This is a genomic window from Halorubrum coriense DSM 10284 (assembly GCF_000337035.1).
GTDB lineage: Archaea > Halobacteriota > Halobacteria > Halobacteriales > Haloferacaceae > Halorubrum > Halorubrum coriense.
This window is the reverse complement of the sequence record NZ_AOJL01000060.1, coordinates 39,507-64,496: the sequence shown is the minus strand read 5'-3', so window position 1 is coordinate 64,496 and position 24,990 is coordinate 39,507. Positions and strand designations below refer to the sequence as shown.

At 71.0% G+C, this 24,990-nt stretch carries 28 protein-coding genes and 1 pseudogene; 12 read left to right on the top strand and 17 right to left on the bottom strand.

Going from position 1 to position 24,990, the window contains the following annotated elements:
* Positions 1–10: 10 nt before the first annotated feature.
* Both C464_RS13775 and priS read right to left on the bottom strand, forming a co-directional pair.
* The gene (locus C464_RS13775) at positions 11–1,081 is read right to left on the bottom strand and encodes a hypothetical protein (RefSeq protein ID WP_006114366.1); all 1,071 of its coding nucleotides are present in this window, start codon (positions 1,079–1,081) and stop codon (positions 11–13) included.
* Positions 1,082–1,091: 10 nt separating this feature from the next.
* The gene (gene priS / locus C464_RS13770; protein ID WP_006114365.1) at positions 1,092–2,255 is read right to left on the bottom strand and encodes a DNA primase small subunit PriS; all 1,164 of its coding nucleotides are present in this window, start codon (positions 2,253–2,255) and stop codon (positions 1,092–1,094) included.
* Between the two features lie 508 nt (positions 2,256–2,763).
* Here priS and C464_RS13765 point away from each other — a divergent pair.
* Positions 2,764–3,915: an ArsA family ATPase gene (locus C464_RS13765; RefSeq protein WP_006114364.1), complete on the top strand. Its 1,152-nt coding sequence runs from the start codon at positions 2,764–2,766 to the stop codon at positions 3,913–3,915.
* Here the strand turns inward: C464_RS13765 and C464_RS13760 are convergent.
* Positions 3,912–4,565, bottom strand: a complete 654-nt coding sequence (locus tag C464_RS13760) for a hypothetical protein (RefSeq protein ID WP_049911195.1) — start codon at positions 4,563–4,565, stop codon at positions 3,912–3,914. The two genes, C464_RS13765 and C464_RS13760, sit on opposite strands and share 4 nt — an antisense overlap.
* Positions 4,562–5,323, bottom strand: a complete 762-nt coding sequence (locus tag C464_RS13755) for a hypothetical protein (RefSeq protein WP_006114362.1) — start codon at positions 5,321–5,323, stop codon at positions 4,562–4,564. Before C464_RS13755 ends, C464_RS13760 begins: the two co-directional genes overlap by 4 nt.
* A gap of 90 nt (positions 5,324–5,413) precedes the next feature.
* Here C464_RS13755 and C464_RS13750 point away from each other — a divergent pair, with 90 nt between their 5' ends.
* The 5 genes from C464_RS13750 to C464_RS13730 all read left to right on the top strand — a co-directional run bounded on the left by C464_RS13750 (position 5,414) and on the right by C464_RS13730 (position 10,419).
* A complete protein-coding gene (locus C464_RS13750) occupies positions 5,414–6,214 on the top strand; it encodes a DUF2103 domain-containing protein (RefSeq protein WP_006114361.1) in 801 nt (266 codons plus the stop codon).
* A gap of 188 nt (positions 6,215–6,402) precedes the next feature.
* A complete protein-coding gene (locus C464_RS13745) occupies positions 6,403–7,101 on the top strand; it encodes a LysE family translocator (protein WP_006114360.1) in 699 nt (232 codons plus the stop codon).
* 66 nt (positions 7,102–7,167) lie between these two features.
* Positions 7,168–8,220: an NAD(P)-dependent glycerol-1-phosphate dehydrogenase gene (locus C464_RS13740; RefSeq protein WP_006114359.1), complete on the top strand. Its 1,053-nt coding sequence runs from the start codon at positions 7,168–7,170 to the stop codon at positions 8,218–8,220.
* Positions 8,221–8,314: 94 nt separating this feature from the next.
* Positions 8,315–8,974: a DUF420 domain-containing protein gene (locus C464_RS13735; RefSeq protein WP_006114358.1), complete on the top strand. Its 660-nt coding sequence runs from the start codon at positions 8,315–8,317 to the stop codon at positions 8,972–8,974.
* Positions 8,975–9,096: 122 nt separating this feature from the next.
* Positions 9,097–10,419, top strand: coding sequence for a M28 family peptidase (locus tag C464_RS13730; RefSeq protein ID WP_006114357.1), 1,323 nt, complete (start codon positions 9,097–9,099; stop codon positions 10,417–10,419).
* A 45-nt stretch (positions 10,420–10,464) separates the two neighbouring features.
* On the opposite strand, the gene C464_RS13725 is transcribed toward C464_RS13730, so the two are convergent.
* From C464_RS13725 to C464_RS13685, 9 genes are all read right to left on the bottom strand, one after another.
* Entirely contained in the window at positions 10,465–10,908 is a 444-nt protein-coding gene (locus C464_RS13725) for a DUF7313 family protein (protein WP_006114356.1), read from the bottom strand.
* A gap of 143 nt (positions 10,909–11,051) precedes the next feature.
* Complete coding sequence (locus tag C464_RS13720) at positions 11,052–11,798, bottom strand: NAD(+)/NADH kinase (protein WP_006114355.1); 747 nt, start codon at positions 11,796–11,798, stop codon at positions 11,052–11,054.
* A gap of 113 nt (positions 11,799–11,911) precedes the next feature.
* Positions 11,912–12,190: a DUF7314 family protein gene (locus C464_RS13715; protein ID WP_006114354.1), complete on the bottom strand. Its 279-nt coding sequence runs from the start codon at positions 12,188–12,190 to the stop codon at positions 11,912–11,914.
* A gap of 4 nt (positions 12,191–12,194) precedes the next feature.
* Entirely contained in the window at positions 12,195–12,626 is a 432-nt protein-coding gene (locus C464_RS13710) for a DUF7315 family membrane protein (protein ID WP_006114353.1), read from the bottom strand.
* Between the two features lie 74 nt (positions 12,627–12,700).
* A complete protein-coding gene (locus C464_RS13705) occupies positions 12,701–13,489 on the bottom strand; it encodes a cytochrome b family protein (protein WP_006114352.1) in 789 nt (262 codons plus the stop codon).
* A 4-nt stretch (positions 13,490–13,493) separates the two neighbouring features.
* The gene (locus C464_RS13700) at positions 13,494–14,303 is read right to left on the bottom strand and encodes a cytochrome b (RefSeq protein ID WP_049911193.1); all 810 of its coding nucleotides are present in this window, start codon (positions 14,301–14,303) and stop codon (positions 13,494–13,496) included.
* 7 nt (positions 14,304–14,310) lie between these two features.
* Positions 14,311–14,700 carry a DUF7318 family protein gene (locus C464_RS13695; RefSeq protein WP_006114350.1) on the bottom strand — a complete coding sequence of 130 codons (390 nt, stop codon included), beginning with the start codon at positions 14,698–14,700 and terminating at the stop codon, positions 14,311–14,313.
* The gene (locus tag C464_RS13690) at positions 14,697–15,347 is read right to left on the bottom strand and encodes a halocyanin domain-containing protein (RefSeq protein ID WP_006114349.1); all 651 of its coding nucleotides are present in this window, start codon (positions 15,345–15,347) and stop codon (positions 14,697–14,699) included. The genes C464_RS13695 and C464_RS13690 overlap by 4 nt, the downstream gene beginning before the upstream one ends.
* A 95-nt stretch (positions 15,348–15,442) precedes the next feature.
* Positions 15,443–16,288: a DUF7319 domain-containing protein gene (locus tag C464_RS13685; protein ID WP_006114348.1), complete on the bottom strand. Its 846-nt coding sequence runs from the start codon at positions 16,286–16,288 to the stop codon at positions 15,443–15,445.
* Between the two features lie 139 nt (positions 16,289–16,427).
* Here C464_RS13685 and C464_RS13680 point away from each other — a divergent pair, with 139 nt between their 5' ends.
* Together C464_RS13680 and C464_RS13675 are read left to right on the top strand one after the other, a co-directional pair.
* The gene (locus C464_RS13680; RefSeq protein ID WP_006114347.1) at positions 16,428–16,910 is read left to right on the top strand and encodes a DUF7321 family protein; all 483 of its coding nucleotides are present in this window, start codon (positions 16,428–16,430) and stop codon (positions 16,908–16,910) included.
* 86 nt (positions 16,911–16,996) lie between these two features.
* Complete coding sequence (locus C464_RS13675; RefSeq protein WP_006114346.1) at positions 16,997–17,617, top strand: HAD family hydrolase; 621 nt, start codon at positions 16,997–16,999, stop codon at positions 17,615–17,617.
* Positions 17,618–17,653: 36 nt separating this feature from the next.
* On the opposite strand, the gene C464_RS13670 is transcribed toward C464_RS13675, so the two are convergent.
* Together C464_RS13670 and C464_RS13665 are read right to left on the bottom strand one after the other, a co-directional pair.
* Positions 17,654–18,553 (bottom strand): MBL fold metallo-hydrolase, encoded by a 900-nt coding sequence (locus C464_RS13670; protein WP_006114345.1) that lies wholly within the window; start codon positions 18,551–18,553, stop codon positions 17,654–17,656.
* Between the two features lie 3 nt (positions 18,554–18,556).
* On the bottom strand, positions 18,557–20,410 hold the full coding sequence (locus C464_RS13665) for a radical SAM protein (protein ID WP_006114344.1): 1,854 nt from the start codon (positions 20,408–20,410) through the stop codon (positions 18,557–18,559).
* A gap of 111 nt (positions 20,411–20,521) precedes the next feature.
* On the opposite strand from C464_RS13665, the gene C464_RS13660 reads away from it, so the two are divergent.
* From C464_RS13660 to C464_RS13655, 3 genes are all read left to right on the top strand, one after another.
* Positions 20,522–20,917, top strand: a complete 396-nt coding sequence (locus tag C464_RS13660) for a hypothetical protein (protein WP_006114343.1) — start codon at positions 20,522–20,524, stop codon at positions 20,915–20,917.
* 77 nt (positions 20,918–20,994) lie between these two features.
* Positions 20,995–21,150 (top strand): DUF7559 family protein, encoded by a 156-nt coding sequence (locus C464_RS19300; protein ID WP_006114342.1) that lies wholly within the window; start codon positions 20,995–20,997, stop codon positions 21,148–21,150.
* A gap of 3 nt (positions 21,151–21,153) precedes the next feature.
* Complete coding sequence (locus tag C464_RS13655; RefSeq protein ID WP_006114341.1) at positions 21,154–21,570, top strand: Hsp20/alpha crystallin family protein; 417 nt, start codon at positions 21,154–21,156, stop codon at positions 21,568–21,570.
* 41 nt (positions 21,571–21,611) lie between these two features.
* Here C464_RS13655 and C464_RS13650 read toward each other — a convergent pair whose 3' ends face one another.
* Positions 21,612–22,895 carry an NAD(P)/FAD-dependent oxidoreductase gene (locus C464_RS13650; protein ID WP_006114340.1) on the bottom strand — a complete coding sequence of 428 codons (1,284 nt, stop codon included), beginning with the start codon at positions 22,893–22,895 and terminating at the stop codon, positions 21,612–21,614.
* A gap of 359 nt (positions 22,896–23,254) precedes the next feature.
* Between C464_RS13650 and C464_RS13645 the strand changes: the two genes are divergently transcribed.
* Positions 23,255–24,286, top strand: a complete 1,032-nt coding sequence (locus C464_RS13645; protein WP_006114338.1) for a glutathione S-transferase family protein — start codon at positions 23,255–23,257, stop codon at positions 24,284–24,286.
* 68 nt (positions 24,287–24,354) lie between these two features.
* On the opposite strand, the pseudogene C464_RS19925 reads toward C464_RS13645, so the two are convergent.
* Positions 24,355–24,636, bottom strand: a pseudogene (locus tag C464_RS19925) (sugar ABC transporter permease); the annotation flags it as partial.
* Positions 24,637–24,990 lie beyond the last annotated feature (354 nt).

The following is a 24,990-nucleotide window of genomic DNA, read 5'->3' as shown; positions in this document are numbered from 1 at the left end:
CCGACCGGCGTCAGTCGAGCCGCTCGGCCGCGTCGCGTTGGACCAAGGGGTCGGCGTTCTCGACCGGGAGGGAGACGACGTCCTCGCTCGCGAGGTCGTACTCCCGCTCGTCGACGCCGAAGATGGCCCCCACGTCGCGGGTGATCCGAACCGTCGCCCGGTCGACCGAGCGCTCCGTTCCGGACCCGCCGCCGGCCGTCGGTTCCGGGATCGGACCGCCGTCCGTCGTCGCTCCGGACTCCGCCCCTTCGGCCGCGTCGCTCGCGGGACGGTCCGCCGCCGCGCCGTCGGCCTCCTCGCCCGCGTCGTCGACGCCGACCGCCCCCGGCGGTGCCGGCTCGGGAGGGACCGGCGTCGGCTCGTCTGCGCCGTCGCCCGCGGGACCCTCGGTCGGCCCCGGAGCGGCCGCCGCCGAGTCGTCTCCGCCCGCTATCGCGGATTCCTCGGCGGGGGGAGACGCCGCTTCGGATCCGCCCATCGCTCCGGCCAAGGTGTCCGAGACGGCGGCTCCGTCGCCGGTGTCCGCCGGTCCCGCGTCTGCGTCGGCCGGTGTCGGGTCGGTCGGTGTCGGGTCGGTCGACGCCGAATCGGTCGCGGTCGACTCCCCACCGAGGGCGTCGGGGCCGCGCGACGCGGAGGGGTCGTCGCCGGTCGGAGCCCCGTCGTCCGTCGGGAGATCGCCCGTCGCCGGCGACTCGCCGGCGAGCACGTCGAGCACCTCCGACTTGTTCGCGGTGATGCGATCGACGAGGTCGTCGAACAGCCGGCGCTCCTCGGCCGTCATCCCCTCCTCGTCGACCGACATGTCGGCCGCGGCGAAGGAGGCGAGCTTGACGACCTTCCCGACCCGGCGCTCGTAGAGCGCCTCCGCGACCTCCTCGGCGGTCTCCACCTCGTCGGAGAGCCGGCGGATGTCGTCGTCCGCGAACGGGTTCTCGACCTGCTCGGCGCGCCGGTCGCGCGCGGCGCGCAGGTCCGCGACGTACGCGCCGACGTCGTCGTAAAACGAGTCCCGCAGGTGTTGGAGGCTGTCCTTCCGGCGCTCCTTCGCCTGCGCGGATCGGAGTTCGTCGAGGTTCATCTGTCGTCGGTCATCGTTCGGGGGCTTTCCGCGCCTCGCCGCGGGCCATCAGGAAGGCTCCCGCGAACTCGGGCACGGTGTTTCTACCGGATTCAACTCTGACGCGCTCGCCGTTTAATTCTACCGTCCGATCCGCGTCCGTCTCGATCCGGATCTCGCGGCCGACGAACCGGTCCGGGACCGCGTCTCGGAGCGGGTCGAAGTCGGCGAGCTCGTCGCGGTCGAGCGGCGTGACGACGAGCGCGGAGCCGCCGTGGAGCGTCCCCGGGAGCCGGATGAGCCGCCGGGTGTCGGTCGTCACCGGCTCGTCGATGGGGGCCGCGTCCGCCGCGGCCACGCGCGACGCGAGCGCGGAGACGAGCCGACGCACGCCCGGCCCGCCGGCCTCCACGTTGCCCTCGCGCACCGCGGTCGGGTTCCGGTCGAACGCGCCGAGGATCGTGTTCGCGCGCCCCTCGCCGATCCCGTCGAGCTCCATCAACCGCTCGCGCGCGGCCTCGTCGTCCATCTCCCGGAGGTCGTCGGCGTACTCGACCAGCGCGTCGTGGACGCGCGCGCCCCACCCGCCCTCGGTCCGCAGGACGCGCTTCGTCGTGCCGCGGTCGGAGACGGTGCGGATCAGGCCGTCGGTGTCGAGATCGATCGCCCGCACGTAGTCGACGATCTCGCGGCGCGCGTCGCTGTCTAACCCCCGGACGCTCTCGTCGCGGACGTGGACGTGGTAGCCGCGCCCGCCGGAGAAGACGACGGTCACGTCGTCGAACGCGAAGTCGTCGTCGACGAAGTCGAGCAGCCGCAGGAGGGCCTCCTTACACGCCGCCAGCATCTCCGGGTACGAGGTCGTCTCCGGGTCGACGCCGGGGAGGTGGTCGGCGTCTAAGTCGAAGACGAGGTCGGCGTTCCGCCACCCCTTCTGTCCCATCGTCGCCGCTCCCGGGTCGTCGTAGCGCGCGGCCGAAAAGTAGGCGTGCCGCGGCGCGTTGTCCGCGAAGAACGTGTCGACGTCGCCCAGTTCGGACAGCGCTTGGTGCCGGACCATCGTCGTCCCCGATCCGGGGGTCCACGGGATGTGGCCCCACTCGCGGAGGTACGCGTCCGGCGGGAGCGACAGCGACACCGACCGGTAGTAGTCGCTGAACCGCCCTCGGAGGTACTCGCGGGTCCGGTCGTCCATCCTCTCATCTCGTACCCGCGGTCGACGTATCAACGTTACCGTTCGCGGGCGGGCCCGACGGGACTAATCAATCATAAATGGGGCGGTGGCGCGTGCCGACGAGCGCCGCGACGCGGCGCGAGTCGCACGCGCGAGGTCGCCGGCGCGTAGCGCCGGCTGCCAGAGGGACCACTGGTCCCTCGCTGGACGCGGTGAGCGCTCGAAGAGCGCGAACCGCGAGGCTGGGGAGGCGTGAGGTGCGGTTCCTGTGCGGTGGGGGGTGGACTCAAAGGGGCAGCCGCGAGGCGGGCACAGGCGGCGCAAGCACTGGAGGGAGCGAACGCAGTGAGCGACTGAAGCGCACAGCGAGCGTGTGTCCGCCTCGCGGCTGGGGCTTTGGCAGTGTTCTTCGTCGATCCGCACGCCACTACGGATGGCCGACCAGCTGGAAACTCGAATACCGTCATTACGGGGACCGCGACTTCTCGGGACCGACGGGTACACAAGCCCGCCGGGACGACACGCACGTATGGACGACATCGACGTCGAACCCGTCGACCGCGTCGACGAGCCCGGAGACGAGGGCGCAGTCGAGCCCGCGGAGGCGGACGATACGGTGACCGTCGACGAGGAGCTCGCCGACCTGCCCGCGGGCGTCGACGCGCCCGACTACGTGCTGTACGGCGGGAAAGGCGGCGTCGGGAAGACGACGATGGCGGCCGCGACGGGACTCGCCTCGGCCGCGGGCGGCGTCCGGACGCTCGTCGTCTCGACGGACCCGGCGCACTCGCTGTCCGACACCTACGAGGCCGAGATCCCCGCCGAGCCGGCGCGGATCCGCGAAGATGTCCCCCTGTACGCCGCCGAGATCGACCCCGACGCCGCGGTCGACGAGGGGATGTTCGGGGCGGACGGCGACCCGCTCGGCGGACTCGGCGCGATGGGCGGGATGGGGCCCGGCGGGGGTGCCGACGCCGCGGACGACGGCGAGGAGGGGCTCGGCGGACTGCTCGGCGGGACGATGCCCGGCGCGGACGAGGCCGCGGCGATGCGCCAGCTGCTGGAGTACCTCGACGACCCGCGGTTCGACCGCGTCGTCGTCGACACCGCGCCGACCGGCCACACCCTCCGCCTGCTCCAGCTGCCGGAGATCATGGACTCGATGCTCGGCCGAGTGATGAAGCTCCGCCAGCGGTTCTCCGGGATGATGGACGGGATCAAGGGGATGTTCGGCGGCGACGACGACGACCCCGACCCCTCCGCCGACCTCGAAGAGCTGCGCGAGCGCATCGAGCGGCTCCGCGCGGTGTTGCGCGATCCGGCGAAGACCGACTTCCGCGTCGTGATGATCCCCGAAGAGATGAGCGTCGTCGAGTCCGAGCGGCTCGTCGCGCGGCTCGACGAGTTCGGCATTCCGGTGGACACGCTCGTCGTCAACCGCGTGATGGAGGGGGTGGGCGACGTGGCCGGCGAGGACGGGGCCGGGATCGACCCCGACTGGGTCGTCGAGCCGAACCCCGAGACCTGCGAGTTCTGCGCGCGCCGGTGGGAGGTTCAACAGAACGCGCTCCGCGAGGCGACCGACCTGTTCCGCGGTCGCGAGGTGAAGCGGGTCCCGCTGCTCGCGAACGAGGTTCGGGGCGAGGCCGCGCTGCGGGTCGTGGCCGCGTGTCTACGCTAGGGTCGCTCCTCCGACGGGCCGAACAGTCCCTCTCGGACTCGCTCCGCGACGCCCGAGAGGTACGCCTGTCCGAAGGTCGCTACGACCAGCGCCCCCACGGAGTTGTACATGAGATCGAGCACCGTGTCGTCGAGTCCGAACTGCGCGAGCGGCATCGAGATCCCCGTCTCGTCGGCGACGATGTCGAGCGCGAACTCGAACAGCTCCCAGACGACCCCGAACGCGAGTACCACCACGAAGATGAACACGAAGGCGAAGCGGGCCGGGATCTGGATCCGGTCGCTGTGGATGTCGATCGCGCGCAGGGTCGTGTATCCGGCGCCGGCGATCAGCGACGCGGAGAGCGCGTGAGTGACGTGGTCCCACCAGCCGATCTGCGCGTAGAACCACGCGGACCCCAGCGTGTGGAAGAACACCGCCGACGTGATCCACACGCCGAGCCACGGGTCGAGCGGGATGTCGTAGTTGCGCTCGACCAGCGCCGGCACGAACGTGACGAACAGCCCGAGTCCGCCGTTGGTGATCGCCTTCGGCTGGCCGAACGCCGCCCCGTAGGCGACGATGGCGACCAGCAGGACCTGCATCACTCTCGTGAGTCGGCGCTGCGTCCGAATCGACGGGCGAGCGCGGAGGACGCCGCGGACGCTCATCGGCGCACCACCCGCCAGATGGCGCTCCGAAGTCGTGCGCCGCGCCGCCGGAAGTACGCGTCGAAGAGGACGCCGGCGGCGAGTCCGGCCAGCATCACGTAGATCCACTCGCTCATCAGCGCCTCGTTCGTCGTCAAGAAGGAGGTGCCGAGCAGCCGATCGGCGTTCCACCGGAGCACCGTCCACGCGGCCGCCGTCGCCATCGTCGTCAGCACGACGAACAGGACCGCGAACCAGTGGGTGACCCGCAGCGAGGTGAACATGTGGAGCTCCACGGTGACGATGAGCGCGAACGCGGCGATCGCCAGATACGTCGAGAACGTCCCCAGCTCGCCGCCGAGAAGCGCCCGCACCAACACCGGAAGGAGCGCGAGACCGAGCACCTCCCACGGGAGCATCACTCGCGGGTCGCGCGCCGCGACCGCCGGCGCGACCACGACGGCGGTGATGGCGGCGACGAGGACCATCGGGAGGAAGTCGAACCCGAGCAGGCTCTCGACGAACACCCCCACGAGCACCGCCACCATCGCCCAAGCGATCACCGCGTTCGTCCGCCCGCTGCGGAACAGCCGCGCCACGCGGTCCTCGATGGCGTCGCCGCCGGGAACGTCTGGCTCCGGGTCGTCCGGATGTGGGTCGCCGAGAACGCGATCGAGCGAGTCGGAACCGCCGGGACTCGGAGCGTCCGGATCGCGCCCCTCGACCTCGCCGTCGGACTCCCCGCCTGAGGCGTCCGCCGCGGAGCGGTCGGAGTTCATACGCACCACCAAGTCGGCCCGCACTATATGGGTTGCCTCCGCGAGGGGACGAACGGACGCGCTTTTACCCGCCACGCGCTTCCGTCCGGTATGAACTGCCGGCGGTGTGGAACCCCGTTACAGAAGCCGGGGGACTACTGTCTGACTTGTAACACCGCCAACGTCGACGCGGTCGTCGCCGAGTTCGACGCCGACCGCGCGCGCCTGACGATGCTGGACGAGGACGCCGTCGTCGGCGAGACGACGGTCACCACGCGCCCGGAGGACGACGAGCGACTGACCGAGGTCCAACTGCGGAACTTCGCCGGACGCGTCGCCGACGAGATCCGGCGAAAACGCCCCGAGACCGTCTACGCCGCCGGCGAGCGCGAGCCGCTCCGCGAGACGCGCGCGCAGCTTCACCACGAGTTCTACCGGGTTCCCGACGACGGCGCGGGCGGGAACGGGGGCGGCGGCACTGCGGCGGACGGCTCCCGGGACGGCGACGACGGAGCGGACGCGAGCCCGGTGGTTCGGTGGGTCCTCGACCGCCGGGGCGACCGGTCGCTGGCGGTGGTCGAGACCCCGCCGCGCGAGAAGATCGGCGGGTCGCACTCGACGCTCATCGGCGATCGCAAGGGGCGGAAGGCCGTCCAGACGGTCGCGGAACACCCGCACGTCAAGAAGATCGTCCCCGGGCCCATCGACGCCGGCGGAACGGGGTCGCGGACGGGCCTCCGCGCGAAGGCGACGCGGGCGGGGACCAACGGTAACGTCCGGCTGCTCCTGCGGGACGGCTCCAGCGTTCAGGAGAACCGGATCGTCACCACGGCGATGGACCGCGAGACCGGCGAGCGCGTCCGCGAGGACCTCAACGAGGCGCTCCGCGACGCGGAACTCCAAGACGAGTAGTTCCGGCGTCTCGGGTCGGACGCGCTCGCTTCGCCGGGCCGTCGCCATCGGTTCGTCGCCGCGGCCGCGCCGGGCGTGTGCGGATCTGGCGTCCGGTGTCCGCATCTCGGTCGCAGCGTCCGGAAACGGTCGCTACCGACCACGTTGCTGTCGCGGGCTTTTTCACGAAACCGGGCGTTGCGACCGGTGTGAGCACCCTCGTTACGCTCGGCGCGGGCGTCGTCTTCGGACTGGCGCTCGCCGCGCCGCCCGGCCCGATGAACGCGGTGATCGCCGAGGAGGCAGTCCTCCGCGGTCGCTTCGCCGGCTTCCGGGCCGGTCTCGGCGCGGCGACCGCCGACGCGATATTCTTCCTCCTCGCGTACGTCGGCGTCGTCGCGGTCGTGGAGTCGTTCCCGCTGTTACAGGGCGTCATGATCGCGGTCGGCGGCGTCCTCATGCTGTACTTCGCCGTCGGCGCGGCGCAGGGCGCGCGGGCGTCGTTCCACCCGACCTCGGGGGGCGAGACGATCGCGGCGGAGGGGAAGGGGTTCCGCAAGGCGCTGGTGCTCGCCCTGACGAACCCGTACCAGGTGCTGTTCTGGCTGACGATCGGCGTCGGCCTGCTCCGACCGGGCGAACTCGACGTGTTGTCCCGGCTCCCGGTCGTCGGAGCCGACCTCACTGGGACGCTCGTGGTCGCCACCGGCTCGCCCGCGCTCATCGGCGGGTTCTTCCTCGGCGTGTTGGTCTGGATCGTCGGCTTCCCGACGGGGCTCGTCGCCGCCGAGCGCCGGATCGAGACGTTCGCGCCGCTCGTCGCCGTCGCCTCCGCGGTCGTGCTCGCCGGCTTCGGCGTCTACTTCCTCTACGACGCGGCGACGACGCTGGCGGCGCTCGGAGCGTAGCGGGCGGCCGAACGGGTCCTCGCCCGCATGGACAACGGCTTTGACCCGTCGGCGTGACCGTCCCGTATGTTCGAGAAGACGACGTGGATCAAGCTCCCGCGGAACGTCCTCGTGGGACACGACGTCCTCGACGACCTCGGGGAGGCGGTCGGCGAACTCTACCTTACCGGGCGGCCGCTGATCGTGACGAGCCCGACGCCGAACGAGATCGCGGGCGACCGCGTCAGAGCGCAGTTCGACGACCCCGCGACCGCGGTCGTGGAGAACGCCTCCTTCGCGGCCGTCGAGGACCTGAAGGAGACCGCAGAGGCGGTCGACCCCGGCTACCTCATCGCGCTCGGCGGCGGCAAGCCGATCGACATCGCGAAGATGGCCGCCGACCACCTCGACGTCGGCTTCGTCTCCGTCCCGACGGTCGCCTCCCACGACGGCATCGTCTCGGGGCGCTCTTCGATCCCCGAGGGCGACACGCGTCACTCAGTCGCCGCGGACCCGCCGCTCGCCGTCGTGGCGGACACGACGCTGCTCGCGAACGCCCCGTGGCGGCTCACGACCGCGGGCTGTGCGGACATCATCTCCAACTACACCGCGGTGAAGGACTGGCGGCTCGCCCGCCGCCTGCGCAACGTCGAGTACAGCGAGTACGCGGGCGCGCTCTCGGAGATGACGGCGGAGCTGCTCGTCGAGAACGCCGACATGATCCGCCCGGGGTTAGAGGAGTCGGCGTGGGTGGTCGTGAAGGCGCTCGTCTCCTCGGGGGTCGCGATGTCCATCGCCGGCTCCTCGCGGCCCGCGTCCGGCGCGGAACACCTCATCTCGCACCAGCTCGACCGCATCGCGCCCGGCAAGGCGCTCCACGGCCACCAGGTCGGCGTGGCGTCGATCATGACCGAGTTCCTCCACAGCGGCGAGAACGGTCGGTGGGCGGCGATCCGCGACGCGCTCGACGAGCTCGACGCCCCGACGACTGCGAGCGAACTGGGCGTCGACGACGCCGAGCTGATCGCCGCCCTCACCAGCGCCCACGAGATCCGCGACCGCTACACCATCCTCCAGGGCGGGATCAACGAGGAGGCGGCGGTGGAGGTCGCGACCGCGACGGGGGTCATCGAGGACTGACCGCGCGCGCTCGCGGCGAGCCGATCACGTCGACGAGGGCACGCTGTCGGACCGACCTCGAAAGGACAATAACGCTCCCGGCAGTAGGATCGGTATGTCCACCGCCAGCGTTCGCGACAGGGCCGGAGAACACCCGGGGGCGATAACCGCCCTCCTCACCGTCGTCGGCTACGGGGCCGTCGGCGGCGTGTTCCTCGTGCCCGAGTTTCAGGCGCTGTTCCCGACGCTCACGAAGGGCACCGTCGACCTCCTCGCTCACGCCATCGCCGCCGTCAACACGGTCACCGTGATCACGCTCTCGCTCGGGTGGTACTGGATCCGCAACGACGATGTGAAGAAACACGCCGCGGCGATGACGACGTCGTTCGGACTCATCCTCCTCTTCCTCGCGATGTACCTTCCGAAGGTCGCCGGCGGGGGAACGAAGGAGTTCGTGCTGGACTCGGCGTACGCGTGGGTCCCGCTGTGGGACTGGGTGTACCCGGCGTACCTGATCATGCTCGCGATCCACATCCTCCTCTCCGTGGTGTCGGTCCCCGTCGTGCTGTACGCCATCGTCCTCGGACTCACCCACTCCGAACGGGAGCTCCGGACCGAGACGCCCCACCGGCGCGTCGGGCGGATCGCCGCGAGCGCGTGGATCCTCTCGCTCGTGCTCGGAGTCGTCACCTACCTCCTCCTCAACCACCTGTACGACTCGACGTTCGCGGCCGCCGAGGCCGCGGCGGTCCTGCTGCCGGCCGTCCCGGTCTGAGCGCCCGGGCCGAGCACTCGACCGTCGCTCCCGGGCCGAGCACCCGACTCATCCTCTCGCCCGATCCCGGCCGCCCCCGCCGCCACCGAAACGCTTGAGCGGCGGCCGCGACACTCACGCGCATGACCGACTGGATCGGCGAGACGTTCACGAGCGACGCGGGCTGGAACCACCTCATCGACCTCGTCGACGTCGGCGACCGGATGGCCGGCTCGTCGGGCGAGCGCGAGGCGCTGGAACTGACCCGCGACGCGTTCGCCGACGCGGGCGCGCGGAACGCGGCCGTCGAGGGGTTCGAGATTCAGGGCTGGGAGCGCGGCGACAGCGCGATCCGGGACGCCGCGACCGGAGACGCCGTCGCCGTCGGCCCGAACGCCTGTATCGCGCTGCCGCGGAGCCCGAGCGCGGAGGCGACCGGCGAGTTCGTCGACCTCGGGCACGGCGTTCCCGAGGACTTCGAGGCCGACCTCGCGGGGAAGGTCGTGATGGTGTCGTCGGACACGCCGGACTCCGTCGACCGGTTCGTCCACCGCCGCGAGAAGTACTACCGCGCGGTCGACGCGGGCGCGGCCGCCTTCGTCTTCGTCAACCACGTCGAGGGGACGCTCCCGCCGACCGGGAGCGTCGGGACCGCGGACGCGCCCATCGGGGACGTTCCGGCCGTCGGCGTCTCGAAGGAGACCGGCGCGCGCCTCGCGCGGCGACGTGAGGGGGACGAGCTGACCGTCGCGGTCGACTGCGAGACGCCGACGGCGACGAGCGGCAACGCGGTCGCCGAACTCGGCCCCGACACCGACGAGCACCTGATAGTCTCCTCGCACGTCGACGCCCACGACCTCGCGGAGGGCGCGATGGACAACGGGGCCGGAACCGCGACCATCGTCGAGGTCGCGCGAGCGCTCGCGGCACGCGAGGCGGAGCTCGACGTGCGCGTTCGATTCGCCGCGTTCGGTGCCGAGGAGGTCGGTCTCGTCGGCTCGTCGGTGGCCGCCGAGGCGGCCGACCGGGGGGCGGTCCGCGCCGTCGTCAACGTCGACAGCAACGTGTTCGGCCGGACGCTGCGGCTGGACCACCACGACTTCGACGCGCTGGCGGCCGCCGCCGAGCGCGTGAGCGACCGCTTCGACCACCCGGTCTCGACCGGCGGGGAGCTGGTTCCCCACAGCGACCACTGGCCGTTCGTGAAGCGCGGAATCCCCGGGTACATGGTCTCCGGCGAGACCGAGGGGCGCGGTCGCGGCTGGGGCCACACCCACGCCGACACGCTCGACAAACTCGAGTCGCGGAACCTCCGCGAGCAGGCGATCCTCCTGACCGAGCTCGTCGTAGACCTCGCGGACGCGGCCGTGTCGATCCCCCGGCGCGACGCCGACGACATCGCCGCGGCGCTCGAAGCGGAGGGGAAGGCGACGGGGATGAAACTCACCGGCGACTGGCCGTTCTGACGGGCGTCGAGTGCTCGGAGAAACCGCGGTCCGGGTCGGAGTTCGTCAGGCGACGACGAACTGGTTCCAGATCCCTTCGATGACGAAGAACAGCGCGTAGTACGACGACCACACTAACACGACGAGCGAGGCGGCGATCGAGCTCTTCGGTGCCTCGATCGCCATGTCGTTGCGGGCCTCGACGTTGCGCGCCTCCAGTTCGAAGAAGTCGGCGATGAACATCGCGAGCACGAGCACCGACAGGATCGTGCCGCTCACCGGCGAGTCGAGGATGAAGAGGAACGACAGGAGGACGAGGCCGACGTTGGTGAACACGTGCGGCGTGTACGCCTCCACGCTGTCCGCGTCCTGTCCCTCTTCGACGTGCCGCCTGTGCGCGAGGTGCCGCGTGGCGAGGTTCGCGACGGTCATCACGAAGATCGCGTACGGCAGCACCGGCCCGACGGCAGCCAGCCAGTCGAGGGGAACGAGGAACTGCAGTGGGTCCATATCCACCACTTCCGTTCACGACGTATTAGAGTGTTTCCGATCGCCGCGCCCGCGAGAAGGTCCGGACCGGGGGCGAGCGAAGCGACGAATCGCCGCGGCAGCGGAGCCGACTCGGGCCCCTCCGGATCGCGTCGACCGCCGGCTCACTGCGCCGTCGGCGCGAGCAGGTCGACCGTCGCTGCGATCTCGATCCGGACCGCGCGGTGCGGCGCGACGGTTCCGCGGCGAACGCCGTCGACCACCAGCGCGACCGGTTCCTCTCCGCGTTTGACCGTGACGCGGAGCCCGCCGGACGCGACCCACGTGTCCGGGCGAGTCGTGAACGGCGAGACCGGGACGACCGCGAGGCCGCCGCCGGGCGACACCACGGGCCCGCCGGCCGCCGCCGCGTAGCCGTCGCTGCCGAGCGGGGTGGCGACCACCGCGCCGTCGGCCCGCATCGAGACCTCGTCGCCGTCGGAGAACGCGATCCCGTACTCCGAGATTCGGGCCGGCTCCGCGGTCACGAGCGCGACGTCCGCGGCCGCGAACAGAGCCGTCCCGTCGTCGGCCGCCTCGACCGACAGAACCGGGTGCGCGGCGCGTGTGAACCCGTCGAGCGCCTCAACCGATCCCCCCATCTCGTCGACGACGTCCGCGAGGCGCTCGGTCGCGAGGGCGGGATCGACCGCATGTCGGGCGTCGCCGACCGGGAGGATCGGAACCGACTGCGCGTCGCCGCTCGCGACCGCGCGCATCGCTTCCCGCAACGCGGCGTCCCCGACGGCCACGATGCCGTCGGCCTCGGCGCGGTCCGTGAGGCGGACGTCCGCGGCGGTCGCCGCCGACCGGATCGCCGCCGTCGGGTCGGCGTCGCCGAGGACCGCGAGGCGGGGCGTCGACTCACTCATGCGCGAGCTTCGGGCGAGCGGCGGTGAAAAGCTCCCGGTTCGTCGGCGGGCGCGGCCGCGCCGCTCGGGCGGCGTCGAGGCAGACCACAGAAAGCGAGACGAGAGCGTCGCGTTCAGTTCGCGGCGGCGTCGTCGTCGTTGAGGGCGTCGCGGAGCTGACGGCTGACAGGAATGAGAACCCAGAACGTCAGCGCGCCGAGGACCATCAGCCAGAAGAAGGCGTCGCCCGCGAGGAGTCCGATCTCGCCGTACGCCGTGTTCACGCCCTCCGGCGGGTTCACGAGCTGTACCACCTCGTAGTACGAGGGCGTCCGGTACCAGCCGCCGAAGGTGATCCACCCGAGACCGCCGATCGCGAACAGGGCGAAGCCCTTCATGAACTCGTCTGCCATTATCTCACGTTTCGCTGGAGTCGTCTTGAGACTTTCCCATCCCTTGTCCGCGGAACCGGGTCCCGAGCACGTACACCGCGGTCCCGAGGAGGATGAAGCCGACGCCGGTGATCGCCAGCAACGCCACTAGGACGTCTTCCGGCGGCAGGATTCCGGCGTTGTCGAGCAGGTAGACGATGGTCGTCCGAACGAAACTGATCTGGAGCGTCGCGGCGTCGATGAGGGTGAACCCGACGAAGTAGGTGACGACCGCGGCGAGCGTCGAGAAGACGGTAACGGCCTTGTACAGCCGGAACGGAACGACCACCTCTCGGCCGCTCGGCCCGTCGCGCGGGCCCGTCGGTTCGTTTCGCGGGTCGGCGTCGTCGTCGGCCGCGATCGGGTCGCCCGTCTCGTCGAACGACTGCGACGCGTCGCCGTCTGTTGATGATGACATGGGTTACGGAACGTCGGGAACGGCGGCCGCGACCGCGCGTCGGTCGCGGAACCGCGACAGCGGTCTCGTCGGCGTTACTTCGGCGGCCGCAGCATGAAGTAGCGGCGGTTGAGGTCGTACATGTACCCCTCTCGCATCGTCTTCAGCACCGCGTAGGTGACCACGCCGCCCGCAACCGGGAGCATGAACGTGAGCGAGAACAGCAGCTCGAGCTGGACCGGGAAGAAGTTCTGGATGGCGAGCGCGGCCAGCGTGATGGCGAGGATGACGCCGGTCACGCCGAGCGCTGCCCAGCCCGGCTCCTCGACGGGGCGCCGCGCGTTCCCCTTGTTGAGGAAGGGCACCAGCGTGATGACGCCGAAGATCGCGCCGTGCGCGACGAGGCCCATCAGCTCGTTCGACATGATGATGTTTCCGCCCAGTACCGCGAGGTCCGGGTTGATCGGGTCGAGCTTCAGCAGACCGAACGACCAGTAGAGGTACCAGTCGGGCAGGATGATCGCCGGCGTGGAGCCGGGGTTCGCCGGGTCGCCGAAGTGCCCCGGCATGATCGAGGCCACGAGCAGCATGATCCCGATGAAAAAGGACGTGATCGCGAGGTTCCGGATGGTCTCGTGGGGCCACGTCGGGAAGCCGAGCACGTCGCGCTCGACGTAGGTCGACTCCGTGCGCAGGTCCTCGTCCTCGCGCCGAGAGCGCTCGAAGTACTGGTAGGTGAGCTGTGCGAGCCCCTGGCTGTGCTCCTTGCGCTCGGACCAAGTCGGCGTCTCGTCGTCCGGCGGGACCGTCGCCGGCGGGCCGCCGTCGGTCCGCGCCTCGTCGTCGGTGCCTCCGTCGGTCATGGGGGTGGTGTCGTCGGTCATCGGATTAGTGCGGTTCCGCGATGCCCTGCACCCAGACGATGCCCACGTGGACCGCGATGAGCGCGGTGACCACGAACGGGAGCACGAACACGTGCAGGATGTACATTCTCACGAGCGTCGCCTGTCCGAGGGTGAAGCCGCCGAACAGCAGCTGGGCCGCCCACTCGCCGACGATGGGGGTCGCGAGGGCCAGCTCGACGCCGATCTGCGCCGCCCAGAAGGACAGCTGCTTCCACGGGAGAACGTACCCGGAGAAGCCAAACAGCAGCGTCAGGGCGATGAGCACGACGCCGAGGATCCAGTTGACCTCGCGCGGCTCCTTGTACGCGCCGGTGAAGTAGACGCGCAGCATGTGGAGGAACACCGCGGCCACCATGAACTGCGCGGACCAGCGGTGGATGGACCGGAGCATGAAGCCGAACTGGACGTCCTGCATGATCATCACCATCGAGTCGTACGCCGCAGTCGGGTCGCCCTGCGCGACCGCTCCGGCGGTCGAGGGCGCGTAGTAGAACCCGAGGAGCGCTCCGGATACCGCCGCGAGCAGGTACGCGATGATCGAGAGGGACCCGAGCGAGTACAGCGGGTACCAGTACCAAAATTTGTTGTCGAGGTCGTACTGTTCGGTGTGGCTCTTCGGCATCTGGAGGTTCGCGCGGTAGTACATCGTCTCGAGCAGTTCGAGGTAGTCGACGATGCGGAGCCGCTTGTCGAGCCAGATGAGCGTGGTCAGGAAGGCCGTCTCGATGGCCGTGAGGTCCTGACTCTTGAGCCACGCGTTGTGGTCCATGTCGTCTTGTTTTTTCAGACTCATTGTCGAATCACTTCCTGTAGTAGGGGTACACGGCGCGTTTCAGCGTGTCCGTGAGACCGCCGGTGTCGAAGGTCTTGCCGTCTTTGTCCTCCTCGCGGATGTACAGATCCTCCCACTTGCGCCGGCGCTTCTTCACGATCATCACGTCCGGCAGGAACTCCTTCCGGTAGAGCAGTAGGATGAACGCGAGGTCGATGAAAATGAACGCCAGCAGCGCGCCGACGTACATGTTTCCGGCCTCCGTCGACGCCCACGCCGACATCAGCCCGTAGGTGAACAGCGCGACGAAGACGACTTCGATGACGGTGAGCAGGACGATCGCGATCGCGGCCGCCGTGCTCTCGCGGGCCGGCTCGTACCGGTGGATGTCGCCGTACGACGAGTTTCCGGAGCTCATCTGGCACCCCCGTGGCCGGTGTGCGCCGACTCGCCGTACTTGAGCATGTAGAAGGTGAACACGAACGTCAGGCCGATCCCGAGGATCGCGGAGATCCCGACCCAGTGAGCGTGGAGCGGGACGCCGACCTTGGCGATGTCTTCGGGCCACCCGGTGTTGCCGCCGCCGCCGACCTCGACGGTGGCGACGTCCTCGCCGACGGCGATGCCGCCGTGCATGCCGACCGCGGTGTGGGGCACGCAGTGGTAGTGGGTGATGCCGGCGTCCTCGCTGGACGTCTCGTACTCGTAGGTGGCTCCCTCCTCACCGACGGGACTCCCGCTGTCGAGGCTGGCCGGACCGCCGCCGTCGACCGTCTGGACGTTGTGGTCGCCGCCGGCTCCCGTCCACTCCCAGACGATGGTCGTCCCCTCGTCGACCCACACCAGCGTCGGATCGAACGCGAGGCCGTTGCTCCCGGCCCCGACGGAGATCGTTACCTCGTCTTGGCCGCGGGCGTCGGTGTACGACCCGACGTTGCCGTCGGCCGCCCCGCTCGGCCAGTCGGGCTGTACCTCCTGTGCAGCCGCCGTTCCGGTCGCCCCGGCGGAGGCCGCGACGGCGGCGGTCGCGCCGCCGGCCGTCCGCACGAAGTCCCGCCTTTTCATACAGTTTCACTCAGGACGGGGTGCGCTTAAACCCACCGACTGAAACCGCCGACGTGGAGGTGTCTGTAGGGCCTGAGACCGCCGAAATCGGCGGATTACTCGTCCCGGTCGCGGTCGGTCGCAGCGGCGTCCTCGTCGGTCACGACGCCGTCCTCGACGGGGACGAACCCGGGACGCTCTTTCGCCTCGCGGAGCGCCCGCAGACGGTCCCGGTACTCCTCCGATCGGAACCGGTCGGAGAGCCGCGCGTTCGCCACCATCGCGAACAGGAACACGCCGACGAGCAGGAACACGACGCCCATCGCCGGCGCGACGATCGTGTCGAGGTCGGTCACGGCGGTCGCGACGAGGAGCGCCGCGCCGGCAAGCACTTGGACCGCGGCGACGGCCTGTATCAGGAGGTTGCCGAACTCGCCCGACCCCTCCGGAACGCTGTCGGGGTGCGGGAGCGACCAGTCGTCCGGCGGCTCTGGAACCTCGTACGAGTCCATCGCCGCCAGCGCGACGACCGGTTCGATGTCTCGGAGCACAGTCCCCTCGCCGCGCACCTCGCCCGTGGGCCGAATGATGGCGTATCCCTCGTCGGAGTAGACGAGGATGCGCTCCTCACCGTTCTCGCGGACGCGCTCTAAGACGCCGAACACGTCGCGGGTCGCGATCCGCGACTTCAGCTCGGCGTCGACCCGGTCGAGGAGCCGGTCGCCGGTGATCCACGTGTCGGGGTCGAAGGCGGCGTCCCACTCCTCGGCGCTCATCCGGGCCATGTCCGACGGGCCGAAGTCGTCGAAGTCGTACTCCGACTCGACCCGCTCGCGGAGCGCCTCGATGTCGTCGGCCCCGGCTTCGGTCTCCGGATCGGCGTCGTCCGGGCCGTCCGCCGCCGGGTCGGCGGACTCCGGCGGCGGCGAATCCGGCTCCGACCGCGTCGAGGTGTCTTCCATTACGCCGTCGGTACGTGCTCCTGACGCTAACTGTTTTCGTCCGTGCCTCGGGGTCGGGAACCCGGCCACCGCGCGTCGGGAGAGCGCCTCGACGGACGCGGATCGGGGGGCTTTACGCGCCGGAGAACGTACCGTCGGTATGGTCGACGAGTCGGTCATCGCGGCGGTCGCCGGGCTGTCCGTGACGGCGAGTTTCCCGTTCTTGCTGTACGGAGCTTGGATCATGATCGACGCGGAGACGGTGTCGTGGAACGTGTTGATGCGACACCTGCGGTACATCGTCGTCGGGCTGGTCCTCACGACGACGCCGATCGTCACCTGGATGGTCCCGCGGGTTCTCGATCAGGTGAGCGGGATGGCGATCCTCCACGCCTTCTTCGGCGTTCAGGCGTACGCGCTCTTGGCGTTCGCGCTCACCGGGATCGTGCGCATCTTCCAGGCGAAGCGCAACGCCGACGCCTACGAGGACCTCGACGTCGACATCGACGAGCTCCACGAAGACATGGGCCACTGGCGGAAGCGGCTCCGCGCCGGCGTCGCGGGCTTCATGATCCTGTGGCTGTGCGCGTGGGTAACCGGGCTCTACCGGCTGTTCACGCTCCACTTCGGCTCGCTGTTCTGACGGGAGTTCCGCCGCGAGCGGTCGGCGTCGGGAGGGACACCCCCGACCGACAGGTTCAATCCGGGTTTGTCCCTAACGGTGGTATCGTGGCAGTCACCTTCGATCTCTTCGGGACCCTCGTCGACGTCGAGTACCCGTCCGACCCCGCGGAAGCGGTCGCGCGCGAACTGGAGTCCCGCGGCGTGGCGGTCCCGGACGACTGGCACGTCGCGTACGGCGAACAGCACGTGGAAGCGCCGGCCGGCGCGGAGGTCCCCCTCCCCGCCCACGTCGCCCGGGCGCTCGACTCCCGCGGCGTCGACGCGGAGCGGAACGTCGCCAGACACGCCGTGATCGCGGCGTTCGACCCGGACGTGGCCCGACGCGACGGCGCGCTCGACGCCGTCCGGGGCGCGGCCGAGCGCGGCCCGGTCGGGCTGCTCTCGAACTGCGCCGTCCCCGAGCTCGTCCCGCGGACGCTGATCCGCGCCGGGCTCCGCGGCGAGTTCGAGGCGGTCACGACGAGCGTCGGCTGCGGCTGGCGCAAACCCCATCCCTCCGCGTTCGAGGCCGCGGCGGAGGCACTCGGGACCGCGACGACCGGGCTCGTCCACGTCGGCGACGACCCGGAGACCGACGGCGGGATCGTCGCAGCCGGCGGCCGCTTCGTCGACGTGACGGAGACGCCGCTGTCCAAGGTCGTCGGCGAGATCGAAGCGGAGCCGTAGGCCGGTCCGGCGGAAGCGGCTGGGGCGCCGAGCGGATCAGCCGAAGTCTCCGTCAGCCAAGCGACCGAGCCATGCCTCGTCGATCCGCCCCTCGGCGACCAGCTTCTCGACGTGCGCGGCGACCGTCCCCCGCGCGAGGTCACGCACGCCGGAGACGTCCTTCTCGTAGGCGCCGTCGACGACTGCGTCGACGTCCGCCGCGCCGCCGTCGATCGCGGCGATCACGTCGCGCTCGCGGTCCAGTCGGTGGGCTATCAGCCGCCGACATGCCGCCGCCGGGTCGTCGATCGGCGGGCCGTGTCCGGGGAGGAGGCGGTCGTAGCCGGCGTCGCGCACGCCTTCGAGGCTCGCGAGGTAGGCGGCGAGGTCCCCCTCGGGCGCGGCGACCGCGACGCTCCCCTCGGCGACGGCGAGGTCGCCGCAACACAACACCGATCGCTCCGGTCCCGCGGCCCGGCCGCCGGCCGCGAACGCGAGGTGGTCCGGCGCGTGCCCGGGCGTGTCGACCGCGCGGACCGCCGTGTCGGCGACCGTTTCGCCCGGTGCGACCGTCTCGTCCGGGTCGACGCCGGCGGCCGCGGCGAACCGGTCCGCGTGGCCCTCGCGGGCGACGACCGTCGCGTCCGTCAGGGCGGCGTAGTCGGCGACCGCGCCGACGTGGTCCGGATGAGCGTGAGTGACCGCGATCGCCTCGACGGACGGGGCGTCCGCGTCGGTCGAGCCGCGGTCCGCGAGCGCGGCGTCGAGCGCGTCGGTCCGGGCCGCCGGGTCGACGAGGAGGCCGTCGAGCAGGTACGCGTTCGTGGTTCCGCCCGGCGCGCGGGTGTCCACGGGGACCTCGATCCGGGAGACGGCGACGGGCTCGCGGTGGTCGGCGTCACCGTGGTCGTCCCCCCTCGGCTCGCCCTTTCTTTCCGTGTCGCGTCCGTCCGACATACCTCAGTCCCCGCGACCGAGCGACGACCTCGCGGCCGGTCCGGGGCCGGAGCCGGGACGCTCCCGCCCGGGAATCGGCACGTCGGTGTCGCCGGCGACCGCGTACGCCCCGAGGTCGGCGACCCTGGCGTCGACAGCGTCGACCGAGTCGTAGGGGCGGCCGACAACGACGTCGCCGGCCCGGCTCCGGTTGATCCCGGGGATCGCGGTGAGCTCGGCCATCGAGGCCGCGTTGACGTCGAGCGGGTACGGGACGCCGGTGACGGAGCGGTAGCCGTGGTCGGTGATCGCCACGTCGATGCTGGTGCCGAGCTCGCGCTCGCCCGGCACCGCGACGAGGAGCGCGTAGGTTCCGAGCTGGCGGCCGAACGTCTTGCCGTCCTGGTGGTACTCCAGGTACACGTCCGGGAGGACGGTGCCCGGCGGCACGACGCGGTCAAGCATCGGGTTGTCGATGGTCTCGCGCACCTCGCGTTTGTACGCCTGGAACTGGTCTTTGTGCTCCTGTGCGACCTCGGCCCCCGTCTCGGCCATCTCCGTGCCCGCGAACGCCATCACCTGCCGGATGTTGATCCGGCGGAGCATCAACCCCTCGTCGTACACCGTCTGGAGGAAGCGCTTGTTGTGTTCGTACGTCTCCGGGCGCTCGCCGGTCAGCCCGTGGACGAGGTTGATCCCGGGGAGGAGCTTCGGCAGCCGCGGCGAGGCGTCCGGACCGGTCGACGGCCCCGTGACGCGGCTCGCGTCGCCGGGCGTCGTCTCCGGGTCGTCGCCCGGTCGCCAGCCGCCCTCCTCGTTGACGACGCGGACGGCCTCCAGGCACTCCTCGGCGGTGACGAGGAGGTTGTTCTCCGCTTGGACGACCGGGTCGGCCGATTCGAGCCCGAACGCGGCGGTGTCGCCGGGCGTGTTGTGCTCGGCGATGACGCGGATCGCCTCCCGGGACGCCTCCGGGTAGTCCGTGATCGTCACGGGGTTCATGTTGTCGAGGTGGAGCGTCCGGAGGTCGGGCGCGACCTCGCGGATCCCGCCGTACAGCTCCCGGAGGGCGTCGGGGTTCGGCGCCTCGCCGTCGCCGCCGAACGCGAGGATGTCGGCCTGCCGCCCGAGCCGGAAGTGCCGCACGCCGCGGTCCGAGAGCGCGTCGACCTCGTCGACGACCGACCGCGCCGCGCGGAACGCCGGGTCGCCGTACAGCGGCTCCGTACAGAACGAGCAGCGGTAGGCGCACCCGCGCGAGGTCTCCATCTCGCAGATGAGGTAGTCGGGGTGGTTCGGGTGCTGCTCGACGACGAACGCCCCCTGTCGGGCCCAGCGGTCGACCTCCTCGTTCGTCCGCATCCGGTTGCCGTACCCCTCTAACCCCTCGCGGACGAGGTCGTGGGCCGCGGCCTCCACGTCGCCCATCGCGACGAAGTCGTAGTCGAGGTCGTCGCGCTGCGTCTCCTGTGCGCCCGCGTTCTCCTCGCCGACGCCGAAGCGCACCGGGCCGCCGAGCAGCGTCACGCCGTCGGCCGTCCAGCCCAGTTCGCGCACCTCGTCGGGCTCCGCCGGCGTGCCGCCGACGTACTTCCCGGGGACCGTCATCCCGCCGACGTAGATCATGAGGTCGGCGTCCGCGACGTCCGCGTGCTTCGACCGGTCCTCGCGGAGTTCGTCGATTGTGTGGTAGGTGATCGCCGACTCCGGGACGCCGGCGTCGACGAGCGCGCCCGCCGTGTACCGGGGGTACGTCGAGAGGTACGGCGGGACGCCGAAGTGAGCCGGCTCGTCGACGTAGCCGTCGACGATGGTGACGGAGAGGTCGTTCGGGTCGGCCGGGAGCGACCCCCGGGCCGACGCGGGCGAATCGGTCATGTTACCGTCCGTACTCGACCGAGACGGGAAAAGCGTGCGGAACGCCGGGGACGGAACTCGGCGCGGTGCGGCGGGGAATAATTTATTTCAGCCGCTGCGGAATCGAGTCGTATGCCCTCCGAGACGACTTCGACCCGGCTGCGCGCGGTCCGATACGTCGTGTTCGCCGGGTTCGCCCTCTTCGTTGCGGGACGGTTCTACGCCGCCGAGCCGCGCCCGTGGGGAGCCGCGGCCGCGTGGGCGGCCGGCACCGCCGTCGTCCTCGGCCCGACGGCGTGGCTGGCGCGGGACCGGATTCCGAGCGACCGCCGCGAGACGCTGACGTACGTCGCCTGGGGCGTCGGTCTCCTCGTTGCGTCCGTCTGGCTCGGGGCGTCGCTCGCGTTCGCCCCGGCGCTTTTCCCGGGCACCTCGGGCTTCGTCGCCGGCGTCGCGCTCGGGACCGCCGTCGTGTTACTCGCCGAGCGAACCGTCGTTCCGGACCGGATGCGCGGCGCCGGCGTCTGATCGCCGCGCCGCGCGTTTCGCGTCCCCGGCTCGCCGCCGCCACGCCGTTTAAACCGACGCCGACACTACGTTCGCGTATGCCATCGACGATGGAGGTCAAGTGCGTCAGCGACGACTGCGAGCTCGACATGTTCGAGAACCACTACACGTACGACGTGCCCGACGACCACGCGGTCGGGGACCTCTCGTGTCCGTACTGCGGCGGGAGCGACCTCGTCGAAATCGAGGTGTGAGCCGTGAGCGGACTCGTCGAGAGCGGTCGGTCCGCGCTCCGTAGCGCCCTCGAACGCCTCGGCCGCGGGTGGGGTCGCGTCCAGGAGCGCCGCCCGCTCTCCACCGACCTCCTCGAGAGCGACGACGCCTACCTCGTCGTCTTCGACGCCCCCGGCGTCCGCGGCGAGGACGTCGACGTCACCTTCCTCGACCGCACCGTCGAGGTCTCGCTCGAACGCTTCCGGGACTTCTACGACGGCTACGACCTCGTGTTCCCGGGCCGGGGCGTCTCGCTGTCCGGCAGCGTCGACCTGCCGCGCGACGCCGACGTGACGCCCGAGGGCGCGAACGCGACGCTCACGCGCAACGGAACGCTCCACGTCGAGATCCCCAAGCGCGGCGGTTCCGGCGACGTCGACGTCGTCGAAGAGGACGACTGACCGCCGCTCGGCCCCGCCCGCTCGGGCGACCTCACTTCTCCTCACCTCTCCTCCGTCCGGTTCGACAGCGACATGCCCTCGGCGATCTCGAACGCCTCGTCGCCGTCGAACCGCTCGGGGTCGAACGCGCCGACCCACGGTGAGTCCGGGTCGTCGAACGCGACGCCCGCGAGCGACGCCAGCACGCCTTCCGCGGTCGTCTCGCCGACGGCCGGCGCGCGCATGAACCCGTGTCCCTGCCAGCCGGCGGCGACGAACAGCGTCGGGTCGGCCCCCGCCGCGTCGATCGGGCCGACGAGCGGGTCGCCGTCCGGCGTCGCGGTGCAGAGCCCGGCCCACGCCCGCGCGTCGCCGAGGTCGCGGTCGACCCGTTCGCCGCGGTCGGGTCGCCCGGCGTCGTCGGGGCGGTCGACGCGACCGAGGCGCTCGTCGAGGACGCCGGCGATATCCTCGCGGAACCAGTCGTCCGCCGCGCGGCGGTAGTCGTCCGGGTCGGCCGGGACCGGCTCCGTGCCGTCGCCCGCGAGCAGGCCCTCCAGGTGCGGGCGGAGGTACGCGTCGGCGGTGGCGTCGTAGACCATCGGCCCGGCGTAGTCGCGCCGCGCCACGAGCGCCTGAACGCGGTAGGGGACGACCGGGACGGAGACGCCCGCGGCCGCGAGGAGCGACCGCGTGTGCGCCCCGGCGGCGACGACGACCGCGTCGAAGGCGCGCGTCTCGGTCCCCGAACTCCCGTCGCTTCCGGCGTCGCGGATCCGGACCGCTCGTCCCGCGTCGGTCCGCGGCCCGAGCGCGACGGCGGCGTTCGTCTCGATCGCGACCCCCTCCCCGGCGGCGCGGTCGGCGAGAGCGCGGACGTAGCTCGGCGGGTCGGTCCAGCCGGCCCCCTCGGCCACGGCGGCGACGGCGAGGTCGTCGGTGCGGAGCGACGGGAACCGCTCGCCGAGCGCGGCGGGGTCGACGACGGACACCTCGCGGCCGTGGCCACGCATGCGATCGACCATCGCCGGGACGGCGTCGGCGTCCGGGTCGCCCTCGCGGACCGCGATCACGTACGGGCAGGGCGAAAACGAGAAGCCGGGCAGCGACCGGTCGAACGCGCGGAACCGCTCGATCGATCGGGCACCGATCGCGGCGTCGATGTCCTCGGCGTACGCGTCGTAGAGGAGGCCCGCCGCGCGGCCGGAGCTCTCGGCCGCCAACTCGTCGCGCTCGTAGAGGGTCACCTCGGCGCCGCGCGCCGCGAGGTCGTGGGCGGTCGTGACGCCGACCGCGCCGCCGCCGACGACCGCGACCGTCGGCGCCGCCTCGTCTGCGTCGGTCATGCGTCGGGACACGCGAGCGACGAGGAAAAGCCACCGGGACGACGACGACACCCACGGGCTGCGGTGGCGCGTGCGTGCGAGCGGCCGGAGCGAAGCGGCGGCCGCGGGGGGCGGGGGGGGGGGGGGGGGGGGGGGGNGCGGTGAGCGCTCGGAGAGCGCGAACCGCGAGGTTGGGGAGGCGTGAGGTGCGGTTGCGGTGCGGGAGTGGGGCTCGACTGGGGCTTTGGAGGTGTCTTCTGACGATCTGTCGTCGGTCGGTGGGGTGCGAAGCGGTCGGCACGCGGATGCTTCCTCTCCGTCCGGCGGGTGACACGCGTGTCCCCGGCCACGTTATAGGGGCCGAAGCCGAAGGATCGCGTATGAATCAACTCGTGAACGGCGAGTGGCGGACGGACACCTACGAGACGACGGACGAGGAGGGGGCCTTCCAGCGCGGCGAGACCACGTTCCGGAACTGGGTCGCGGGCAGCGACGTGCCGGCCGACGTCGACGCCGAACCGGACGAGCGCTTCCAGCCGGAGGCCGGTCGCTATCACCTGTACGTCTCGTACGCGTGCCCGTGGGCGCACCGCACCCTGCTCGCGCGGTCGCTGCTGGGCCTCGAAGACGCGATCGGCGTCTCGGTCGTCGACCCGTGGCGGGGCGAGGGCGGCTGGCAGTTCAGCCCCGACAAGGAGGCCTGTACGCGCGACCACCTCCACGACAGCGACTACCTCCGCGAACTGTACGTCGCGGCCGACCCCGACGCGACCTGTCGCGTGACCGTGCCCGTGCTGTGGGACACGAAGGAAGAGACCGTCGTCAATAACGAGTCGCGGGAGATCCTCCGAATGCTCTCGACGGCGTTCGCCGACCTCGGGAACGGCGTCTCGCTGCTCCCCGACGCGGACGACGACGCGACCGTCGCGGACGTCGACGAGGTCATCACCGACATCTACGAGCCGATCAACAACGGCGTCTACCGCGCCGGCTTCGCCACCTCGCAGGCGGCCTACGACGACGCGATGGACGACCTCTTCGACGCGCTCGACCGCTACGACGAGCACCTCGCCGGCCGGCGCTACCTCGTCGGCGACTCGCTCACCGAGGCGGACGTCTGTCTGTTCACCACGCTCGTCCGCTTCGATCAGGTGTACCACACCCACTTCATGTGTAACCGGAAGTTCGTCCACCAGTACGACAATCTCTGGCCGTACCTGCGCGACGTCTACCAGACGGAGGGCGTCGCCGAGACGGTCGACATGAGTCACATCAAGGAACACTACTACACCACGCACCCGGACGTGACCCCGACGGGTATCATCGCGCGCGGCCCCGACCTCGACTTCAAGGCCGACCACGACCGGGACCGGCTCGCGGGCTCGCCGCCGACGCCGACCGCGGACGACTGATCGCGAACGGTTCCGGGAGACCGCGGAAGGCGAGACGAAGGGACGAGAAGAGAGAACGAGAAACGCGAGACGGAGCGCTGCGCCGCGAAGTAGACGATCGCGACCGGCAGCGCGAACAGGTTCGCGAACGCCGCGAAGCGGGTCCACGGCGTCGAGAACCGGCCCTCGGTCGCGACGTTGTACAGTTTCACCGAGAGCGGGTAGTTCTCCGGGCGTAGCAGCGTCTGCGCGATGATGAGCTCGTTCCACCCGGCCAGCCAGACGAAGATGAGCACGACGGCGAGCCTCGGCTTCGTCAGCGGGAGGATCACCTCCAGAATCGTCCCCAAGGAGCTCGCGCCGTCGACCAGCCCGAGGTGAGCGACGAGGTCGGCGTCGTCTTCGAGGAGGCGGACCGCCGCCTGTTCGACGCCGAGACCGGCGAGGACGTGCTCCGCACCGACGAGGCGATCGCCGCGGCGATCGCGTAAGTAGAGCCGATCTCCGAGCCGGCCCTCTCGGCCGTGAACCGATCGTTCGTACGTTCTCTGCGTGCCGTGCTCGGAGATCGGTGGGTCCCGGCGGGCACCACCGAAGGCGTCCCGCACAGCACCGCACCTCATGCGTGCGGCTCGCGCCTACGGGCGCTCGTCGGCACGCGCCGTCGTGGTCCGGTCGTGATTAGCGCCGCCGCCCGGGTTCCCGCCCCGTCGCCACCCCGCCCG

What these genes read in the sequence shown, in the direction of transcription:
- C464_RS13775 (WP_006114366.1), bottom strand. Translation starts at nt 1,081, where the DNA reads ATGAACCTCGACGAACTCCGATCCGCGCAGGCGAAGGAGCGCCGGAAG.
- priS (WP_006114365.1), bottom strand. Translation starts at nt 2,255, where the DNA reads ATGGACGACCGGACCCGCGAGTACCTCCGAGGGCGGTTCAGCGACTAC.
- C464_RS13765 (WP_006114364.1), top strand. Translation starts at nt 2,764, where the DNA reads ATGGACGACATCGACGTCGAACCCGTCGACCGCGTCGACGAGCCCGGA.
- C464_RS13760 (WP_049911195.1), bottom strand. Translation starts at nt 4,565, where the DNA reads ATGAGCGTCCGCGGCGTCCTCCGCGCTCGCCCGTCGATTCGGACGCAG.
- C464_RS13755 (WP_006114362.1), bottom strand. Translation starts at nt 5,323, where the DNA reads ATGAACTCCGACCGCTCCGCGGCGGACGCCTCAGGCGGGGAGTCCGAC.
- C464_RS13750 (WP_006114361.1), top strand. Translation starts at nt 5,414, where the DNA reads ATGAACTGCCGGCGGTGTGGAACCCCGTTACAGAAGCCGGGGGACTAC.
- C464_RS13740 (WP_006114359.1), top strand. Translation starts at nt 7,168, where the DNA reads ATGTTCGAGAAGACGACGTGGATCAAGCTCCCGCGGAACGTCCTCGTG.
- C464_RS13735 (WP_006114358.1), top strand. Translation starts at nt 8,315, where the DNA reads ATGTCCACCGCCAGCGTTCGCGACAGGGCCGGAGAACACCCGGGGGCG.
- C464_RS13730 (WP_006114357.1), top strand. Translation starts at nt 9,097, where the DNA reads ATGACCGACTGGATCGGCGAGACGTTCACGAGCGACGCGGGCTGGAAC.
- C464_RS13725 (WP_006114356.1), bottom strand. Translation starts at nt 10,908, where the DNA reads ATGGACCCACTGCAGTTCCTCGTTCCCCTCGACTGGCTGGCTGCCGTC.
- C464_RS13720 (WP_006114355.1), bottom strand. Translation starts at nt 11,798, where the DNA reads ATGAGTGAGTCGACGCCCCGCCTCGCGGTCCTCGGCGACGCCGACCCG.
- C464_RS13715 (WP_006114354.1), bottom strand. Translation starts at nt 12,190, where the DNA reads ATGGCAGACGAGTTCATGAAGGGCTTCGCCCTGTTCGCGATCGGCGGT.
- C464_RS13710 (WP_006114353.1), bottom strand. Translation starts at nt 12,626, where the DNA reads ATGTCATCATCAACAGACGGCGACGCGTCGCAGTCGTTCGACGAGACG.
- C464_RS13705 (WP_006114352.1), bottom strand. Translation starts at nt 13,489, where the DNA reads ATGACCGACGACACCACCCCCATGACCGACGGAGGCACCGACGACGAG.
- C464_RS13700 (WP_049911193.1), bottom strand. Translation starts at nt 14,303, where the DNA reads ATGAGTCTGAAAAAACAAGACGACATGGACCACAACGCGTGGCTCAAG.
- C464_RS13695 (WP_006114350.1), bottom strand. Translation starts at nt 14,700, where the DNA reads ATGAGCTCCGGAAACTCGTCGTACGGCGACATCCACCGGTACGAGCCG.
- C464_RS13690 (WP_006114349.1), bottom strand. Translation starts at nt 15,347, where the DNA reads ATGAAAAGGCGGGACTTCGTGCGGACGGCCGGCGGCGCGACCGCCGCC.
- C464_RS13685 (WP_006114348.1), bottom strand. Translation starts at nt 16,288, where the DNA reads ATGGAAGACACCTCGACGCGGTCGGAGCCGGATTCGCCGCCGCCGGAG.
- C464_RS13680 (WP_006114347.1), top strand. Translation starts at nt 16,428, where the DNA reads ATGGTCGACGAGTCGGTCATCGCGGCGGTCGCCGGGCTGTCCGTGACG.
- C464_RS13670 (WP_006114345.1), bottom strand. Translation starts at nt 18,553, where the DNA reads ATGTCGGACGGACGCGACACGGAAAGAAAGGGCGAGCCGAGGGGGGAC.
- C464_RS13665 (WP_006114344.1), bottom strand. Translation starts at nt 20,410, where the DNA reads ATGACCGATTCGCCCGCGTCGGCCCGGGGGTCGCTCCCGGCCGACCCG.
- C464_RS13660 (WP_006114343.1), top strand. Translation starts at nt 20,522, where the DNA reads ATGCCCTCCGAGACGACTTCGACCCGGCTGCGCGCGGTCCGATACGTC.
- C464_RS19300 (WP_006114342.1), top strand. Translation starts at nt 20,995, where the DNA reads ATGCCATCGACGATGGAGGTCAAGTGCGTCAGCGACGACTGCGAGCTC.
- C464_RS13650 (WP_006114340.1), bottom strand. Translation starts at nt 22,895, where the DNA reads ATGACCGACGCAGACGAGGCGGCGCCGACGGTCGCGGTCGTCGGCGGC.
- C464_RS13645 (WP_006114338.1), top strand. Translation starts at nt 23,255, where the DNA reads ATGAATCAACTCGTGAACGGCGAGTGGCGGACGGACACCTACGAGACG.